Here is a 16,377-nt window from a genome sequence, read left to right as displayed (position 1 = left end):
GGGACCTGAGACGTGTCCTCGGTGAGGAGTAGGCTGGTGTCGATCGTCACAGCTGTCTCAGATCACAGCCAACCTCGGAGGTTTCCCTATGCAGCATCGTGTCCTTGGCCGCACCGGTCGCGAAGTATCCACCATCGGTCTCGGCACCTGGCAGTTCGGCGGGGACTTCGGTCGCGTCGAGGAAGCCGACGCCTACGCCGTCATGGATGCCGCAGCTGAGCAGGACGTCACCATGTTCGACACTGCAGACGTCTATGGCGACGGCCTCAGCGAGCAGCTGATCGGCACATGGCTGGGCAAGAACCCTGAATGGACCGGACTGGTCGCCACCAAGATGATCCGCCGCGCGGAAGAACCCAGCCTCGAGCACGCCACGGCTGAGAACTTCCAGGCCTGGATCGACCGCTCCCGGAAGAACCTCGGCAGAGACACCCTGGACCTCGTCCAGCTGCACTGCCCCAACGATGATGTCTTCAGCTCAGATGCCGTCTTCGACCGCCTGGATGCCCTCGTGGAATCCGGCGCCATCGCCCACTACGGCGTCAGCGTGGAGACCACTGACCAGGCTCTGAGCGCCATCGCCCGCCCCAATGTGGCCTCGGTGCAGATCATCCTCAACGCCTTCCGGCAGAAGCCGCTGGAGGCCGTGCTGCCGGCCGCACAGGAAGCCGGAGTGGGCATCATCGCGCGCGTCCCGCTCGCCAGCGGACTGCTCAGCGGACGCTACACGAAGGACACCACCTTCGAGGAGACCGATCACCGCAGCTACAACCGCTCCGGTGAGGCCTTCGACATCGGGGAGACCTTCTCCGGCGTGGACTTCGCCACCGGGGTCGAGGCGGCCGCGGAGTTCTCTGAGCTGGCCAAGCAGGAGGGGCTGAAGCCGACGACGGCGGCCCTCGCCTGGGTCGTCCAGTCCTCCGGCGTGAGCACCGTCATCCCCGGGGCGCGCAGTGCCGAGCAGGCCCGCCAGAACGCGCAGGCCGGTGGAGTGCCGAAGCTCTCCGAAGACTTCCGGGCAGCGGTGAGCAGGCTCTACGCCGATAAGATCGCGCCCTCGGTCCACGCCCGCTGGTGAAGACCGCGGGGCGTGCGCTGAACTGAGCACCCAGACCAGATACCACCGAGCAGGAGGACCTATGCGCATCGCCGTCATCGGAGCCACGGGCAACGTCGGAACAGCGGTGCTGAGGCACCTGAGCAGCCGCACCGAGGTGGACAGCGTGCTGGGGATCGCACGGAGACTCCCCGACACCGACGCCGCCCCGTATGCGGACGCGCAGTGGCATCGCGCGGACATCCAGTACAGCGAGGTCGTGCCCGAGCTGGCCGAGGCGCTCTCCGGCTGCGACGCCGTGATCCATCTGGCCTGGCTGATCCAGCCCAACAAGGAGCGCACCCTGCTGCGCCGGGTCAATGTCGACGGGACCCGGCACGTGCTGGAAGCCGCGGCCCAGGCGGGGGTGCGCCAGGCCGTCGTCGCCTCCTCGGTCGGGGTGTACTCGCCAGCCGAGGATGACGTCGCGCACGATGAGCAGTGGCCCACCGAGGGCATCCCCGGGTCCCACTACAGCGAGGACAAGGTGGCCCAGGAGCGCGTCATGGACGAGTTCCTGCAGGCTCATCCTGACTTCTCACTGGCCCGGCTGCGACCCGGGCTGGTCTTCCAACGCGAAGCCGGCTCCGAGATCCAGCGCTACTTCGCCGGAAAGCTGGCACCGGTGCAGCTGCTGCAGCTCTTCCGGCCTGCGGTGGTTCCGGTCCCCGGCGGCATTCGCACCCAGGCTGTGCACGCCGATGACCTGGCTGCCGCCTACGCACAGGCCGCGATTCTGGGGGCACAGGGCGCATTCAACATCTGCGCCGATGACCTGCTCGACGGGGACGCCATCGCAAAGGTCGTCTCCGGTGAGAAATCCCCAGGAATCGCGCTCCCGCTGCCGGCTGCTGCGCTTCGTCCGATGATCAAGGCCGCCCACCGGGCCGGGATCCTCCCGACGGATGAAGGCTGGCTGGACATGGGCCGCCACGTGCCGGTGATGGACAACTCCCGGGCGAAGAAGGAGCTCCACTGGGCACCGGAGCATTCCGGTGCCCAGGCACTGGAGGAGCTCGTCCAGGGCATGGCCGCCGGGGTCGGCGCCCCCTCGGCGCCGCTGCGCCCCCGGGACCTCGACGCCGCGGACCGGCCGGAACTTCCATCTGCTGAGCACGAGCTGGGCGGAGAGGTCGACGCGCTGCTGCTGCGCCAGTACATGTCCGACCATCTTGCCGGAGCCACCGCGGGAACGAATCGGATCAAACGCATGGCGGCCGACTACGTCGACACACCGGTGTTCCCGCAGATCTCCGAGGTGGCCGAGGCGATCAGGCGCGAACGCGGCTTTCTGGTCAAGCTCATCCAGCGTCAAGGCTTCTCGACTCCACCCGGGTCCACCACCATCGCGTGGCTGGGGGAGCGGGTGGGACGGCTCAAGCCCAACGGCAGACCGCCGGGCGGCCGATCGCCCTCCACGCTGGTGCTCGAAGCGGAGATGATGATCACCGCGGTCACCGGCAAGCTTCACGGGTGGTCTGTGATGAAGGACCACGCCCACGCCCTCGGGGTGGATCCGCAGGTGTTCCAGGGGTTGATCGAGGATGCCGAGGCCCAGCGCGAGCAGCTGGAGACCGTCCACGAATACGCCCGGCACCGAGCCTTCCGCAAAGACCGCGACACGTTCGAGAAGACACGCTGAACCACTAGTTCTGAACTACTCGTAATAACTTCTTGATCTTGCTAAGCTCAGAGAGTCCACCCCATAAGCCTGCCCGCCTCATGTCGGGCAAGTGAGGGTCCTCTTCAGTCCATGAGACGCAGGGGACCTCGCTGCAGCGAAAAGGAGAGCGAATTGGCACAGACCGATCCGATCCTGACCACTCGACAGGGTCACCCTGTCACCAATAACCAGAACCAGCGCACCGTGGGCAACCGCGGGCCCGCCACGCTGGAGAACTACCAGTTCCTCGAGAAGATCAGCCACTTCGACCGGGAACGCATCCCGGAGCGTGTGGTCCACGCCCGTGGATTCGTGGCCTACGGCGAGTTCGAGGCCACCGGCATGATCGGCGACGAGCCGGCGTCGAAGTACACCCGCGCCAAGCTCTTCCAGGAGGCCGGCAAGAAGACCGACCTGGCGATCCGCTTCTCCACCGTCATCGGCGGCCGTGACTCCTCAGAGTCCGCCCGGGATCCCCGCGGCTTCGCTGTGAAGTTCTACACCGAAGACGGCAACTGGGACCTGGTCGGCAACAACCTTCCGGTGTTCTTCATCCGCGATGCGATCAAGTTCCCCGATGTCATTCACTCGCTGAAGCCGGACCCGATCACCTTCCGCCAGGAGCCCAACCGCATCCTGGACTTCATGGGCCAGACTCCCGAGTCCATGCACATGCTGACCCACCTCTTCAGCCCCCGCGGCATTCCGGCGACCTACCGCCACATGGAGGGCTTCGGCGTCAACACCTACAAGATGGTCAACGCCGAGGGCGAGACCGTCCTGGTGAAGTACCACTTCCACCCGCGCGCCGGCGTCGCCTCGATGACCGAGGCAGAGTCTGCCAAGGTGCAGGGCCAGGACCTCGGCCACGCCTCGAAGGACCTCTTCGAGTCCATCGAACGCGGCGAGTTCCCACAGTGGGATGTCCACGTCCAGATCATGGAGGATCACGAGCACCCCGAGCTCGGCTGGGATCCGCTGGATGACACCAAGATCTGGCCCGAGGACCAGTTCCCGCTGCGCAAGATCGGCGTCATGACGCTGAACCGCAATGTGGGTGACCACCACAACGAGAACGAGCAGATCTCCATGGGCACCGGTGTCCTGGTCGACGGCCTGGACTTCTCCGATGACAAGATGCTGGTCGGTCGCACCTTCTCCTACTCGGACGCGCAGCGGTACCGCGTGGGACCGAACTACCTGCAGCTGCCCGTCAACCAGCCCAAGGGCCGCGACGGCAAGGTCTACACGAACCAGCGCGGCGGACTGATGTCCTTCAGCAACGACGTGCATCCCGAGCAGAACCCGCACGTGAACTACGAGCCCTCCATCCACAATGGACTGCACGAGTCCCCGGAGCCGCAGCCGAACAACGCTCCGGCCGTCGGCGGACAGCTGGTGCAGGAGAACCTCGATCGCCGCAATGACTACCTGCAGGCACGCGGTCGCTACAACACCATGATGGACTGGGAGCGCGATGAGCTGATCAACGTGCTCACCGGCATGCTCGAGCAGTCCGAGCGCGACGTGCAGGAGCGCATCGTCTGGCACTTCTTCATGATCCACGATGACTACGGTCAGCGGATCGCGAAGAACATCGGCCTCACCGTGGAGGATGTGTCGCACCTGTTGCCGTTGGCGGTGCAGAACTTCACCGAGGAGGAGGAGCAGCGCCTCGCCAACCTCGGCAACAATGGCGACACCATTGACCCCGAGCAGTGGGGCACCTGGACGGCGTCCGTCGAGAACCGCCAGGCCTCGGCCGAAGACGTGCTCGCCGGCAACCTGGGAAGCCCCAGCTACAGCAAGTGATGCTGCACAAGAACTGAGCGTCAGCTGAGACGGCAATGGCCGGGAACCCGACGGGTTTCCGGCCATTGCCGTCTGCTGGCCTGCTGGTCCCGCTGAGAACCTCAGTGGTTGCGCAGCGCGTCGATCAGTTCAGGCTTGTTCATCTTCGAGTACCCGGTGAGACCGAGCTCCCTGGCCCGATCCTGCAGCTGCGCCACGGTCCGGTCCTGGTAGTTCGACGCCTCCCCGCCCTTCTCGCCTTCGCTGCTGCGGCCTTCCTTGGCAGCCGCGTTGGCGATGCGAGCGGACTTCTCCTTGGAGTTGCCCTCCTCGCGGAGGCGTTCGTAGAGCTCCTCATCCTTCACGCTTGATCGTGCCATGGAGAGAATCCTTCCGTCGGCTCATGCTGGACTCAGGTGCTGCGGCTCAGAAACCCTTGCCGCCGGTGACCGGGATGACCGAGCCGGAGACGTAGGAGGCCTCCTCGCTGGCGAGATAGACGTACGCCCCGGCGAGCTCCGCGGGCTGCCCTGGGCGGCCCAGGGGAGTGTCCTGACCGAATTGAGCGACGCCGTCGAACCCGGTGGCCGGGATCAGCGGAGTCCAGATAGGGCCCGGTGCCACACCGTTGACGCGGATGCCCTTCTCGGCCAGCTCCGCTGCCATCGACTCGATGAAGGCGACCTGGGCAGCCTTGGACATCGCGTAGTCGAAGAGCACGGGCTTGGGGCCCACCGCCTGGATGGAGGTGGTCACGATGATCGAGGCCCCGGGGTTCAGATGGGGCACCGCCTCACGGGTGATCACGATATGCGCGATGAGGTTCGTCTCGAAGACCTTGCGCACCTCAGCGGTAGGTGTCGAACCGACGCCGTCACGGGCCCGCTGGTAGGCGGCGTTGAGGATCAGCACGTCGATCCCGCCGAGGTCTTCGACGGCGCGGCGCACGATGCCCACGGCGCTCTCCTCGTCGGTGATGTCCACCGGGTAGGTGGCGCACTGACGGCCGGCCTCGCGCACGTGCTGAGCCGTGACCTGGGCGTCCTCCTCCTCCTCTGGGAGGTAGGCGATGGCGATGTCCGATCCCTCGCGGGCGAAGGCGATCGCGACGGCGCGGCCGATGCCGGAATCGCCGCCGGTGATCAGGGTCTTGCGCCCCTTGAGCCGTCCGTGGCCGACCCAGCTCGCTTCGCCGTGATCCGGCTCCGGACCGGTCTTGCCGGTCAGCCCGGGCTGGTCCGGCTGCTCCTGCTCGGGGAGGTCGCTGTGACGGTACTTCGTCCGGGGGTCCTGCTGGGTGTATGGATCGCTCGTCATGACTGATGTCCTTCGAGAGAGGTGTGTCCGGCAGGCAGCCGGCTCAGGTTGGTGGCCGCCGCTCAGACTGCTGACCTGGTGGGATCCAGGACGACCTTGATGCAGCCGTCTTCCTTCTTCTGGAACATCTCGTAGGCGCCGGGAGCGTCGGTCAGCGGCAGCGTGTGCGTGATGAAGTCGTCCACAGCCAGGGGATCTGCGGGATCTTCGACCAGCGGCAGGATCTTGTCGACCCAGTTCTTCACGTTGGCCTGGCCCATCTTCACGGTGATCTGCTTGTCGAACATGGTGATCAGTGGAAGCGGGCTGGCGGCGCCGCCGTAGACGCCGCTCAGCGAGATCGTGCCGCCGCGGCGGACGAGCTCGATGGCCGAGTACAGGGCAGCCAGGCGATCCACGCCGACGGTCTGCATCATGGCCTTGCCGAGGGCGTCGGGCAGGAACTGCGCGGAGATCTGGGCTGCCTTGGCGATGGGGGAGCCGTGGGCCTCCATGCCGACCGCATCCACGACACCGTCGGGGCCGCGGCCGTCGGTGGCCTCGCGGATCTGGTTCAGCGATTCCTCGCCGGTGTCGAAGACCATGACGCCGTGGCGGGCGGCCATCGCGCGGCGCGCGGCCACGGGATCGATGGCGTAGACCTTCATGCCCTGGTGCTTGGCGATGCGCGCCGCGAACTGGCCGATCGGGCCGAGTCCGATGATCGCGATGCTGTCACCGCTCTTGAGTCCGGTGTAGGCCACGCCCTGCCATGCTGTGGGGATGACGTCGGAGAGGAAGAGGTAGCGGTGGTCGGGCAGCTCGTTGCCGACCTTGATCGGGCTGTAGTCCGCGTGGGGGACTCGCAGGTATTCGGCCTGGCCGCCGGGGACGGCGCCGTAGAGCGCGGAGAAGCCGTAGAGGGCGGCGCCCATGCCCTGCTCACGGACCTGGGTGACCTCACATTGGGTCTGCAGGCCGCGCTGACACATGAAGCAGCTGCCGCAGGAGATCTGGAAGGGGATGACCACTCGGTCACCGACGGCGAGGTTCGAGTCGGGACCCGCCTCGACGACACGACCCATCGGCTCGTGGCCCAGGATGTCGCCGGGGGTCATGAACGGGCCGAGCACCTCGTAGAGGTGAAGGTCCGAGCCGCAGATCGCGGTGGAGGTGACCTCGATGATCGCGTCGTTGGTCTGCTGGATCTGTGGATCCGGGACGGTCTCCACACTTACCTTGTTATGGCCCTGCCATGTCACTGCTTTCACGTCGCGTCTCCTCAGAAGTTCTTCTGCGCGGCATATCTGGGAGAGATGTCATTCTTCACTCCCGGAATCACCCTTACAGGGTCCACGTTATCGACTACCACCTGGCAGTGAGCTGGACATGAACCCCACGTTGGCCTCAGCGCGTCACGCCGCGACGCGTGGGTCGGCCAGTGAGCAGACCACTGACCAGGCGTCTGCCGAGCAGCAGGGTGCCCAGTACGCCGAGCGCCACCAGAATGAAGGACCATTCCGCGCCGCCGCCGCCGCAGAGCACGCGCACAGTCATGCCCAGAGCCACGGTGCCGAGGATCACGACGACGGCGTCCGGCCAGAGCCGCGAGGGGCTGCGCCAGAAGCGCACTGCCAGCGAGCTGACCAGCAGTGCGAGCAGGAACGGTGCAGCGGTGCCCCACACATCGCTGAAGGCCAGTCCGGTCTCGTGGGAGCGATTGCCCGTGGCGGCGAAGGCAAGCACAAGCAGGCCGTCCAGCAGCAGGAGCAGCCAGGGGAGTGCGGCATGGCGGGTCGGCGCTGCCTGCGGGGAGGGGGAGGAGTGCATGGACCGAGTCTAGGACTATGCCTCTGCGTGCGTCGGGGCTGCCCGATCATCTATCGAGGCGGTGCAGGCATCGATGCGGCTGATCGCGGTGGTCAGCGTTTCTACGGTGGCCCAGAGGTCGGGGTGCTGATCCTGGATCTCCTCGAGTGTGGAACCTGAGGACTTCAGGGTGGCCAGATCGAAGCTGGCGTTGGTGCGCGCACCTGCGACGGCGGCCCGAAGTGCCCCGAAGGCGACGACGACGTCGGCGATCACGGCTCGCTTGCCATGTTCTGCCAGCCAGGACAGGTCGTCGATGGCCGAGACGGCGTACTCGCCGAGTTCTGCGGAGGTCTGCGCCGCACCGATCGCGGCCTCACGGATGGCCTTCTCGCGCTTCGGTCCCCGCTCCAGCTTGAAGGCTGCGCCGAAGGCGTGGGAGGCGGTGGCGTCGTCGTCGGCCAGCTGCAGGGCGGTCTGCCGAAGATCGCCGGCTCGGGCGAGGATGGCGGCGAGCCTGTCCCGCCGTTCAAGATCGGCTTCGGTGTACCCGGCGACCATGGAGGTCAGCGACGCGGCGATGGCAAGCATCGCCCCGGCCCCGGCGCCGCCGCCCGGGGATCCGGTGGACTGGGACAGGCCTTGGGTCCATTCGGCGACCGTCGAGCGTTGCGTGGTGATCTCTTCCGCATCAGTCATGGGTCGAGTCTGTCCTACGACTGAGAGGAACAGAAGACGGGAGACACGGAGCAACTCCCACCAGCTCCTGACTCAGCACCGGGCCTGCGAGCTGCCGAGGACGAGGCTTCTGCCCGAACACACGGCGATGCACGCTCACTTAACGCCCCAGGGGTCCTCGACGCCTACGTACTGGGTGCTCGTGTATTCGGCCAGGCCTTCAGCCCCACCCTCGCGACCCAAGCCCGACTGTTTGACCCCGCCGAAAGGTGCCGCCGCGTTGGAGATGACGCCGACGTTAAGGCCCATCAGGCCGAACTCTATGCGATCGCCGATACGCAGCCCGCGGGAGATGTCTTCGGTGAATACGTAGGACGCCAGGCCGTATTCGGTGGAGTTTGCGAGGGCCACGGCCTCATCCTCATCGCTGAACGTGAGCACTGGGGCCACGGGCCCGAAGATCTCCTCCCGGACCACGCGAGCCTCAGCGGGAACGTTGCGCAGCAACGTCGGCTCGAAGAAGTATCCCGGACCGTCGACGCGCCGACCGCCCGCAACGACCTCGGCGCCTCGAGCCACAGCGTCAGTGACGAGCTCATCCATGGAGTCACGGGCCTTGGCATTAATCAGTGGTCCGACGTCGACGCCGTCATCCACTCCTGAGCCCAGGGTCAGCGCGGACATCTTGTCCGCAAGCTTGGCCACGAACTCCTCGGCGAGAGATTCATGGACCAACAGGCGATTGGCCGCAGTGCAGGCTTCACCCATGTTGCGCATCTTTGCAGCCATGGCCCCCGCGACCGCCTTGTCGAGGTCGGCGTCGTCGAACACGATCAGGGGCCCGTTGCCGCCCAATTCCATGGACGTCCGCAGCACGTTCTCGGTGGCCATCTTCATAAGATGCTTGCCCACTGCGGTCGAACCGGTGAACGAGACCTTGCGCAGACGCGCATCGGCCATGATCGTCTCGGAGATCGCCGCGGCCGAATCGGTGGAGGTCACATTGAGGACCCCAGCAGGCAGCCCAGCGTCGATCATGATTTGGGCGAAGTAGTTGGAGGTGAGTGGGGTCAGTGCTGCAGGTTTGAGCACCATGGTGCACCCTGCGGCCACCGCCGGGGCGACTTTGCGGGTCGCCATCGCGAGTGGGAAGTTCCAGGGAGTGATCAGCAGGCAGGGGCCCACGGGCTTGCGGGTGACCAGCATGCGGAGATTCCCCTCGGGGGTGTCTGCGTAGCGGCCGTAGTCTCGGACCGCCTCCTCGGAGAACCATCGCAAGAACTCTCCGCCATAGGTGACCTCGCCACGTGACTGCGCCAGGGGTTTACCCATTTCCAACGTCATCAGCAGCGCGAGGTCCGCGGAGCGTTCTTGGACGAGGTCAAATGCTCGACGCAGAATCTCCGCCCGAACGCGGGTGGGCGTGCGGGCCCACGACACCTGCGAGTCTGCAGCGGCGTCCATGGCCGCCTGAGCATCGGCAGCGGTGGCCGAGGCCATGGTGGCCAGCACCTCACCGGTGGCCGGGTTCTCCACCTCAAAGGTGGAGCCATCGGAGGACTCCTGCCATTCTCCGTTGATCAAGAGTCCGGTCGGGGTCTTGGCCAGCACCGCATCGACGCGTTCCTGGACAGAGTAAGCCGAGTCATTCTTGTCCCCAGTGCTCATTCCTACGCCTCTCATGTAGTTTCTGGCTCAGTCCTTCTTCGCGAACGTTCCATCGTCCTCACCCACGAAGAACTGGCGTCCATAGATGACTGCACACAGCAGGATTCCGACGGCCAGTCCCCAGCCCGCTCCCATGAGAGCCAGGGCACCTGCGGTCACGCCTGCAATTCCTAGATCACGCTGGCTGCGGGCTTGCATGATGCCGATGCGCACGCTGACAAAGGCCTGGATGAGCAGGGTCAGCGCCATTGCGACGCCGAGAATCGGCTCGACCAGAGTGACGATGGGCAGCAGCAGAAGTCCAGTGTTGGTGCCCCAACGGAATGACCCCACGCCACCGTAGAGACTCTTCATGGCCTTCTTGCCGTCCTTGTAGCGCTCGGAGATGACCACCAGCATGGCCGACCAGACTGGTCCTGCCATTGCCACATCGGGGCCGATGACTCCCATCAGTGTGTTGCGGGTGCCGAAGATGATGTGGGCTCGGTCCGGGTTGTATTCCACCCGCTCGTCGGGTCGAGCCTTGTTGGCTTCTTTCAGGACCGCATCTGCCTGCAGCGAATCCCCGAAGACCACGATGTAGGTGGCCAGCACCGTCGGGATGGCCAGGAGAAACATCGACAGCGGGGGAAGCCCGAGGCCGAACACCGTGTATTCGCGCCATAGGGTCATGAAGTCGGGCTGGATGATGCCCCATTCCACCTCAGACCATTCCGCCTCTCCAGCCAGGGGAGCGACCACTACAGCTACCAGGATGCATGGAAGCACGCCTAGCTTCCCGACCTGCATGGCGAATCGATTGCGACCGCGCCAGGACGCGAAGCCCCGCGAATACATGATGAAGAAGGCAAGCCCTACGGCGATGGTGATGGTGACCGGGAAGTCATGAAACTCTCCGCCATCGCCGAAGATGCGCTGGACGGCGGCGATGCCAGCACCCATGAGCACACCTGCCTTGATCGCGGCAGGGATCGCTGTGACCACACGCCGTGCCAAACCGGTGACTCCGAGCAGGATGGAGAAGAGCCCCAGCAGAATCTGGAAGGAGATGAGCGCATGGATTCGTTCTTCGCCCTCAGGAAAGGTCTCGCAGTACGCCATCACCAGAGGAATGGCCGGGGTGATCCAGCCGGGCACCACCGGGTCGCCCAGCATGTGGTGGGTCAGGTAGAGGAGACCGTTGATCAGGACTACTGCCAGCGCCACTTCGAAGGGCATGCCCAAAAGGTTGACCATGAGCGGGATGGCCGCCAGGTCGACGGCGCACATGAACAGCCCCTGGGTGTAGTCCGGCCATTCGATGCGGTAATGCACGAAGGGAAGCCGAACCTCGAAGGGTCCCGCCTTCCAGTGGGGCGAAGTCGCTGGGTCCTGCGGACCGTCTTCTTCTGGAGCGGAGCCCGCACTCTTGATGGTTTCGGACATGTCTAGTCTCCCTGCTCTTCGAATTCGATGACCTGACGCACGGCCCGGCCTGCGGCCAAGTCGTCCATGGCCTGATTGATGTCTTCCAGTCGAATGCGGGAGGTGATGAGTTTTTCCACGGGCAATCTGCCCTCGCGCCAGAGTTGTTCGTAGTGCGGGATGTCACGGCTGGGCACGGAAGACCCCAAGTAGGATCCGATGATGGTCCGGGCCTCGGACGTGATGGTCAGTGGAGAGATCGTGGCGGTCGCCGAAGGGTTCGGCAACCCGGTGGTCACCGTGCGGCCGCCTGGCCTGGTGGCGCTGAAGGCCGTTTCGAATGCCCGCGGGTTGCCGGCGCATTCGATCGCGTGGTGCGCACGGATCTCTTTCTCCTCGACCTCCTGAGGGGTGTAGACCTCATGAGCTCCCATGGCACGCGCCATCGCGAGTTTGTCCTCTGACATGTCTACCCCGATCACACGCTGGCAGCCTTCTGCCAACGCTGTGAGGAGTGCGGCCATGCCGACACCGCCCAGGCCCACGATCATCACGCTCTGCTCTGCTGCGGGTTCAGCAGCGTTGATGAGGGCGCCGCCGCCGGTGAGCACCGCGCAGCCGAGCACTGCAGCTACTGCGGGGGGCACATCCTTACCCACCGGGACCACAGTGGCGCGGTCGGCCACAACATAGGTGGAGAACCCGGATACCCCCAAGTGATGATGAACCGCCTCACCGTTGCGGCTGAGCCTGCGGGCTCCAGAGAGCAGGGTGCCGTCGTTGTTGGCCTGGGAGCCTGGGGTGCAGGGAAGCTGCCCCCCGGCCGCACAGTTCTCGCAGCGCTCGCAGCGTGGCAGGAATGTCATGACCACACGTTGTCCCACCGGGACATCGACCACGTCCTCGCCCACTGCTTCAACAATCCCGGCCGCCTCGTGTCCCAGCAGCATAGGGACCGGTCGCGGACGGTCTGCGTTGACCACGGAGAGGTCCGAATGGCACACCCCGGCAGCCTCCATGCGGACCAAGAGCTCCGAGGGACCAGGGCCCTCCAGCTCGAGGCTTTCAACGGTGATCGGTCGGCTTTGAGCGTATGGACCGGGACGGCCGACTTCTTCCAGGATTGCACCAGTGATGCGCATGAGAGTGTCTTCTTCCTGCTTCCTCGAAAGCTTGTGATTGGTATCACGACTGAGAGTGATACAACCAGCATTCGTGAGGGGAAGCCACCGCGAGATATGGCTGTGGTCACCATAATCATGGGTAGCCTATGTACATGACTGACATGCCCGCCAGTAATCGGGAAGCATTCCTGCAGGCGCTTCTGGACATCGCTGCGGAACTCTCCAGCCTTCAAGACGTGGAAGCCGTTCTGATGTCGATCGTGCGGCATGCCCGCCAGCTGATGGGCGCCGATATGGCCTACATCAGTCTCAACGATCACGCCACGGGGGAGACCTATATCCGGCAATCGGATGGCGTGCTGACCAGTGAGTACCGCACCATTCGCATGCCGATAGGCACCGGCATCTTGGGGCTGGTGGCCTCAGGTGTCGCGCCCTACCAGACCACTGATTACCTGAAGGACGAGTCGGTGCCCCACATCGCCGGCATCGACGAAATCGTGGCGGCAGAGGGTGTGCGGACCATCATGGGGGTCCCGGTTCTCGTCCGCGGGCGGGTTATCGGTGCTCTGCTCGCCGCAGAACGGACTCCACGGGTGTTCAGCCCTGACGAAGTGGACATGGTCAGCTCCCTGGGAGCGCATGCCGCCATCGCGTTGGACAATGCTCAGAAATACGCTCAAGCGCTGGAAGACACAGAAGCTCTGACTCGCCGAAACAAGGAGAGTCTGCAGGAGGTGCTCTCGCTGAGGCGCACGGCTGAATTCGATGATGAGCTCATGCACCAGCTTCTCGAGGGGAAGGACGAAGAAGGTGTACTGCGGGTGACGGCCGCAGCTCTGGGAACTTCGGTCTTTCTGCTTGACGAGTTGGGGCGAGCCGTATCAATGGGCTCACCCTCGTCAGCCGAGCCGGTTCGGGGGACTGGCCTGCAAGAACCAATCTCGACACCCGGGAGGGATCTGCGGCAGGCAATGGATTCCGCCGCGGGCACGGGCCGCGCACAGCCCTTGCGCGGTGCCGACGAACACGTCATCGGAACGGTCGCACCGGTCCGCAGCGGTCGCAGCCTGATGGGCTTCCTCTTCACCTCGGCCGAGCTGGCTTCCAACCACCAGTTGCTGCTCGAACGCTCGGCCGTCCACTGCGCTCTGGCGCTGCTATTCGTCCAGGCCGAAGAGGATGCTCAACACCGTATGCAGCTCGATGTGTTCGAGGAGCTGCTCTCCGGAGACCCGATTCCTGCAGCTCGGCTTGACCGGAGGCTTCGGCCGTGGGGTCTGACTTCGAGGGAGGTTGTGTGGATCGCCCTGATCCGTCACTCGCAGGTGTTTGAGCGGGACTTCCAGCGCACCCTCAGGCAGATGAGCGGAACTCGGTTCCTCGCACCGGCGCAAGAAGATCTGTGTGTGATCTTCACGGACCGGAATTGGATCCAGAGTTTTGAGTCCTTCGAGGAGAGCCGAGGAATGGGACTGCTGGCTGCGGTCGCGGGCCCCATGCCTGACATCACGGACCTGCCAAACTCCTATAGGCAGGCACAGGCGGCATTGTCCGTGCTCGAATATGCCGGGCAGACTGGAATCATAGATTCCTCCAAGGTGGGGCTGGTGGGCACCGTGATTCATCTGGCTCGGGAATCTCCCACGGTCGACCTCGCCGCAGGAGTGCGCGCGCTGACCGAGTATGACGAGACTCGCGGGACCTCGCTGTCGGAGACTGCGCTGAAGTTCTTCGACTCCGATAGACGCATCGACCGCACGGCCGAGTCCCTTTTCGTCCATCGCAATACGGTCAATCAACGTCTCCGCACGGTCGAGAGGCTGCTGGGTTCCGGATGGGACCGCGCCCCACGATCTCTGGATGTACACCTGGCACTTCGGGCGTGGTGGCATTCATCGGCGGGGGGTAGTCGCTGATCACGGGTCGAGGAGATCGACTTGGGGCATGTGCGATTCAGCATGGCCGCAAACGATGAATAGTTCCAACCCGGCGTTCTGCCGGGGGGAGCGGGTCCGACATTGCGATGTGTTTCTCGAGCCGATCCCAGTGGTCAGGTCATTCAATCGGCAACCTCAACGTGTCTCTTGAGATTGGATGAATGGGCCACGCGGTCAGAGCATGGATGTGGGCTCATCATTGCTTGGGTCAAAGCGGCTGGTCGGAGTGGCATACGCGCCGACCGGATAGCGGCAGCTTAGTTACGTTGATCGGCTCTGGACTCTCCGCGTGAGTCAGCGCAACCTGACATAATGTAGATTATCGGCGCTTTATCCGACGGGCCCAGTCGGGGCAGGATCATTGTCTAGTCCTATAGAACCTGGCCACTATCCTACGAAACCTGGTGTCGCTACGATTGTCATCTTAAATCCTGCGATTCATGGCCACTGAGGAGAAAGCATGATCCGCCGGAGTCGACAGCCAGGTTACGCAAACTCGACTGACCGTACCGTGATCTCGTATCGGGACGGTCTCTTTCGAGTCAGTCCTGCCCGTCCGCATTGTGCTCTCATGGAGTCGGTGCGTCACGCCGCTGCGGTGAAGATCCCGACCTGTGACGAGATGATCCAGAACGCATCATCCGTTGTTTAACGTCACCCACATTGATTTCGCCCCTGTGTTTCCTGGGTTCTAGTGGTGACCATGGCCGAACTTTGACGGAAATGAATGGACCCGGCGAAGACTCCTTGTGTCCATGGCTCAAGATCAGGCAAAGAGGACGGTGACCACGACCGGGCCCACCGCGGTTAGTGCAGTGGTCGCGCTGACCCCTATTCCGATGGCCGTGATCATGTGGTTCCGCTTGGCGCGCAGCGCTTCAATCCGTTCGCCGCCCGGCTTGCTCGCGTTGAGGCGCAGGACTTCCATCTGGGTCTGCCGCGCGGAAAGGTGACGTCTTGACCTACCCACAGTTTGGGCTCCACTATTCCTCGCTAGCCGATGGCCTTCATGGAATGCTGATGAACATACCACCCCCCCCTACCCTCCAGAGTTCCGGGCCCGCGCCATCGCACTGGTCCGCGAAGGACGACCGATCAAACAGACCGCGGCCGACCTCGGCATGCAAGAGGTCACACTGCACTCCCCCCTTAGTCAGGTACAGCATTCTCTGACTAAGGATGTTCGATGCCGCGAATTTCACCTCCATCACAGCTGCCAAAGTAAGCGGCATCCCCTCGGCGCCAGCATCCCCCGCGGCGGAGACTCCCGGATTCGTGATCAACTCCAGATCCGCTGATCCGGCGATGCTTCGCGGGCCGTACAGCACAACTGCTCGTCCGGTGACTAATCCCTGGGGACGGAAGGCCGGCCTGGAACCCCTGCCTGCCGCACGATGGTGTTGTGTCTTAATCGATCCTTACTCAATTAACACACACTCTCCTTGCGTATCTTAAGGTAGCCTCATAGCTGTCCAATCAGGCCTCACGTCCGAGAGCCCTCCAATCAGATTCGAAGGAACACTACTCATGCGCAGAACCTCTATGGCGGTCACTCTGGGCGCACTTGTCGCCCTGACCGCGACCTCCTGTGGCGATACCACTGAGCCGGCGTCGAACGGTGACGAGACCTCCGCCGAGCAGGAGAGCCTGGTGCTCTATTCCGGGCGCAACGAGGAACTGATCCAGCCGCTCATCGACACCTTCTCGGAAGAGACCGGCATCGAGGTCGAGGTGCGCTATGGCGACACCGCCGAGCTGGCCGCCCAGCTGCTGGAGGAGGGAGAAGGCTCCCCAGCCGACGTCTTCCTCGCCCAGGATGCAGGCGCCCTCGGCGCCGTGGCCGAAGCGGGCCTCTTCGAGGAGCTCGACGCCGAGCTGCTCGAGCAGGTGCCGGAGGCCTACCGTGAC

General features: G+C 64.3%; 14 protein-coding genes. 5 read left to right on the top strand and 9 right to left on the bottom strand.

Translation table 11 applies throughout. The annotated features are described in order from the left end of the window. The first annotated feature begins 88 nt into the window (after positions 1 to 88). From LTH93_RS00070 to LTH93_RS00060, 3 genes are all read left to right on the top strand, one after another. Entirely contained in the window at positions 89 to 1,078 is a 990-nt protein-coding gene (locus LTH93_RS00070) for an aldo/keto reductase (protein WP_241469406.1), read from the top strand. Between the two features lie 61 nt (positions 1,079 to 1,139). Next, positions 1,140 to 2,738 carry an NAD-dependent epimerase/dehydratase family protein gene (locus LTH93_RS00065; RefSeq protein WP_241464735.1) on the top strand — a complete coding sequence of 533 codons (1,599 nt, stop codon included), beginning with the start codon at positions 1,140 to 1,142 and terminating at the stop codon, positions 2,736 to 2,738. Between the two features lie 153 nt (positions 2,739 to 2,891). Beyond that, complete coding sequence (locus LTH93_RS00060; RefSeq protein ID WP_304653866.1) at positions 2,892 to 4,571, top strand: catalase; 1,680 nt, start codon at positions 2,892 to 2,894, stop codon at positions 4,569 to 4,571. Positions 4,572 to 4,672: 101 nt separating this feature from the next. On the opposite strand, the gene LTH93_RS00055 is transcribed toward LTH93_RS00060, so the two are convergent. From LTH93_RS00055 to LTH93_RS00020, 8 genes are all read right to left on the bottom strand, one after another. Then, complete coding sequence (locus tag LTH93_RS00055; RefSeq protein WP_241469405.1) at positions 4,673 to 4,930, bottom strand: DUF7218 family protein; 258 nt, start codon at positions 4,928 to 4,930, stop codon at positions 4,673 to 4,675. Positions 4,931 to 4,976: 46 nt separating this feature from the next. After that, on the bottom strand, positions 4,977 to 5,867 hold the full coding sequence (locus tag LTH93_RS00050; RefSeq protein ID WP_241469404.1) for an SDR family oxidoreductase: 891 nt from the start codon (positions 5,865 to 5,867) through the stop codon (positions 4,977 to 4,979). Positions 5,868 to 5,929: 62 nt separating this feature from the next. Beyond that, positions 5,930 to 7,117 (bottom strand): alcohol dehydrogenase catalytic domain-containing protein, encoded by a 1,188-nt coding sequence (locus tag LTH93_RS00045; protein ID WP_241469403.1) that lies wholly within the window; start codon positions 7,115 to 7,117, stop codon positions 5,930 to 5,932. A gap of 136 nt (positions 7,118 to 7,253) precedes the next feature. After that, positions 7,254 to 7,676: a DUF3054 domain-containing protein gene (locus tag LTH93_RS00040; RefSeq protein WP_241464739.1), complete on the bottom strand. Its 423-nt coding sequence runs from the start codon at positions 7,674 to 7,676 to the stop codon at positions 7,254 to 7,256. A gap of 15 nt (positions 7,677 to 7,691) precedes the next feature. Then, on the bottom strand, positions 7,692 to 8,354 hold the full coding sequence (locus LTH93_RS00035) for a cyclodeaminase/cyclohydrolase family protein (RefSeq protein WP_241469402.1): 663 nt from the start codon (positions 8,352 to 8,354) through the stop codon (positions 7,692 to 7,694). 135 nt (positions 8,355 to 8,489) lie between these two features. Further along, on the bottom strand, positions 8,490 to 10,001 hold the full coding sequence (locus LTH93_RS00030) for an NAD-dependent succinate-semialdehyde dehydrogenase (protein WP_241469401.1): 1,512 nt from the start codon (positions 9,999 to 10,001) through the stop codon (positions 8,490 to 8,492). A 27-nt stretch (positions 10,002 to 10,028) separates the two neighbouring features. Further along, the gene (locus tag LTH93_RS00025) at positions 10,029 to 11,426 is read right to left on the bottom strand and encodes a solute carrier family 23 protein (protein ID WP_241469400.1); all 1,398 of its coding nucleotides are present in this window, start codon (positions 11,424 to 11,426) and stop codon (positions 10,029 to 10,031) included. A 2-nt stretch (positions 11,427 to 11,428) separates the two neighbouring features. Then, positions 11,429 to 12,547 carry a zinc-binding dehydrogenase gene (locus LTH93_RS00020; RefSeq protein WP_241469399.1) on the bottom strand — a complete coding sequence of 373 codons (1,119 nt, stop codon included), beginning with the start codon at positions 12,545 to 12,547 and terminating at the stop codon, positions 11,429 to 11,431. Between the two features lie 134 nt (positions 12,548 to 12,681). Between LTH93_RS00020 and LTH93_RS00015 the strand changes: the two genes are divergently transcribed. Then, positions 12,682 to 14,448 (top strand): helix-turn-helix domain-containing protein, encoded by a 1,767-nt coding sequence (locus LTH93_RS00015; protein WP_241469398.1) that lies wholly within the window; start codon positions 12,682 to 12,684, stop codon positions 14,446 to 14,448. Between the two features lie 787 nt (positions 14,449 to 15,235). Here the strand turns inward: LTH93_RS00015 and LTH93_RS00010 are convergent. Beyond that, entirely contained in the window at positions 15,236 to 15,397 is a 162-nt protein-coding gene (locus tag LTH93_RS00010; RefSeq protein ID WP_241469397.1) for a hypothetical protein, read from the bottom strand. A 599-nt stretch (positions 15,398 to 15,996) separates the two neighbouring features. Here LTH93_RS00010 and LTH93_RS00005 point away from each other — a divergent pair. Then, on the top strand, positions 15,997 to 16,377 hold a 381-nt coding region (locus tag LTH93_RS00005), incomplete at its 3' end, for an extracellular solute-binding protein (protein ID WP_241469396.1).

This window comes from Nesterenkonia sp. DZ6 (genome assembly GCF_022565835.1).
Taxonomy (GTDB): domain Bacteria; phylum Actinomycetota; class Actinomycetes; order Actinomycetales; family Micrococcaceae; genus Nesterenkonia.
Note: the sequence above shows the minus strand (reverse complement) of the source record. Positions and strands in the feature narration are given on the sequence as shown.

Coding starts and splice junctions, on each gene's coding strand:
- LTH93_RS00070 (WP_241469406.1), top strand. CDS start 89: ATGCAGCATCGTGTCCTTGGCCGCACCGGTCGCGAAGTATCCACCATC.
- LTH93_RS00065 (WP_241464735.1), top strand. CDS start 1,140: ATGCGCATCGCCGTCATCGGAGCCACGGGCAACGTCGGAACAGCGGTG.
- LTH93_RS00055 (WP_241469405.1), bottom strand. CDS start 4,930: ATGGCACGATCAAGCGTGAAGGATGAGGAGCTCTACGAACGCCTCCGC.
- LTH93_RS00050 (WP_241469404.1), bottom strand. CDS start 5,867: ATGACGAGCGATCCATACACCCAGCAGGACCCCCGGACGAAGTACCGT.
- LTH93_RS00040 (WP_241464739.1), bottom strand. CDS start 7,676: ATGCACTCCTCCCCCTCCCCGCAGGCAGCGCCGACCCGCCATGCCGCA.
- LTH93_RS00035 (WP_241469402.1), bottom strand. CDS start 8,354: ATGACTGATGCGGAAGAGATCACCACGCAACGCTCGACGGTCGCCGAA.
- LTH93_RS00030 (WP_241469401.1), bottom strand. CDS start 10,001: ATGAGCACTGGGGACAAGAATGACTCGGCTTACTCTGTCCAGGAACGC.
- LTH93_RS00025 (WP_241469400.1), bottom strand. CDS start 11,426: ATGTCCGAAACCATCAAGAGTGCGGGCTCCGCTCCAGAAGAAGACGGT.
- LTH93_RS00020 (WP_241469399.1), bottom strand. CDS start 12,547: ATGCGCATCACTGGTGCAATCCTGGAAGAAGTCGGCCGTCCCGGTCCA.
- LTH93_RS00015 (WP_241469398.1), top strand. CDS start 12,682: ATGACTGACATGCCCGCCAGTAATCGGGAAGCATTCCTGCAGGCGCTT.
- LTH93_RS00010 (WP_241469397.1), bottom strand. CDS start 15,397: ATGGAAGTCCTGCGCCTCAACGCGAGCAAGCCGGGCGGCGAACGGATT.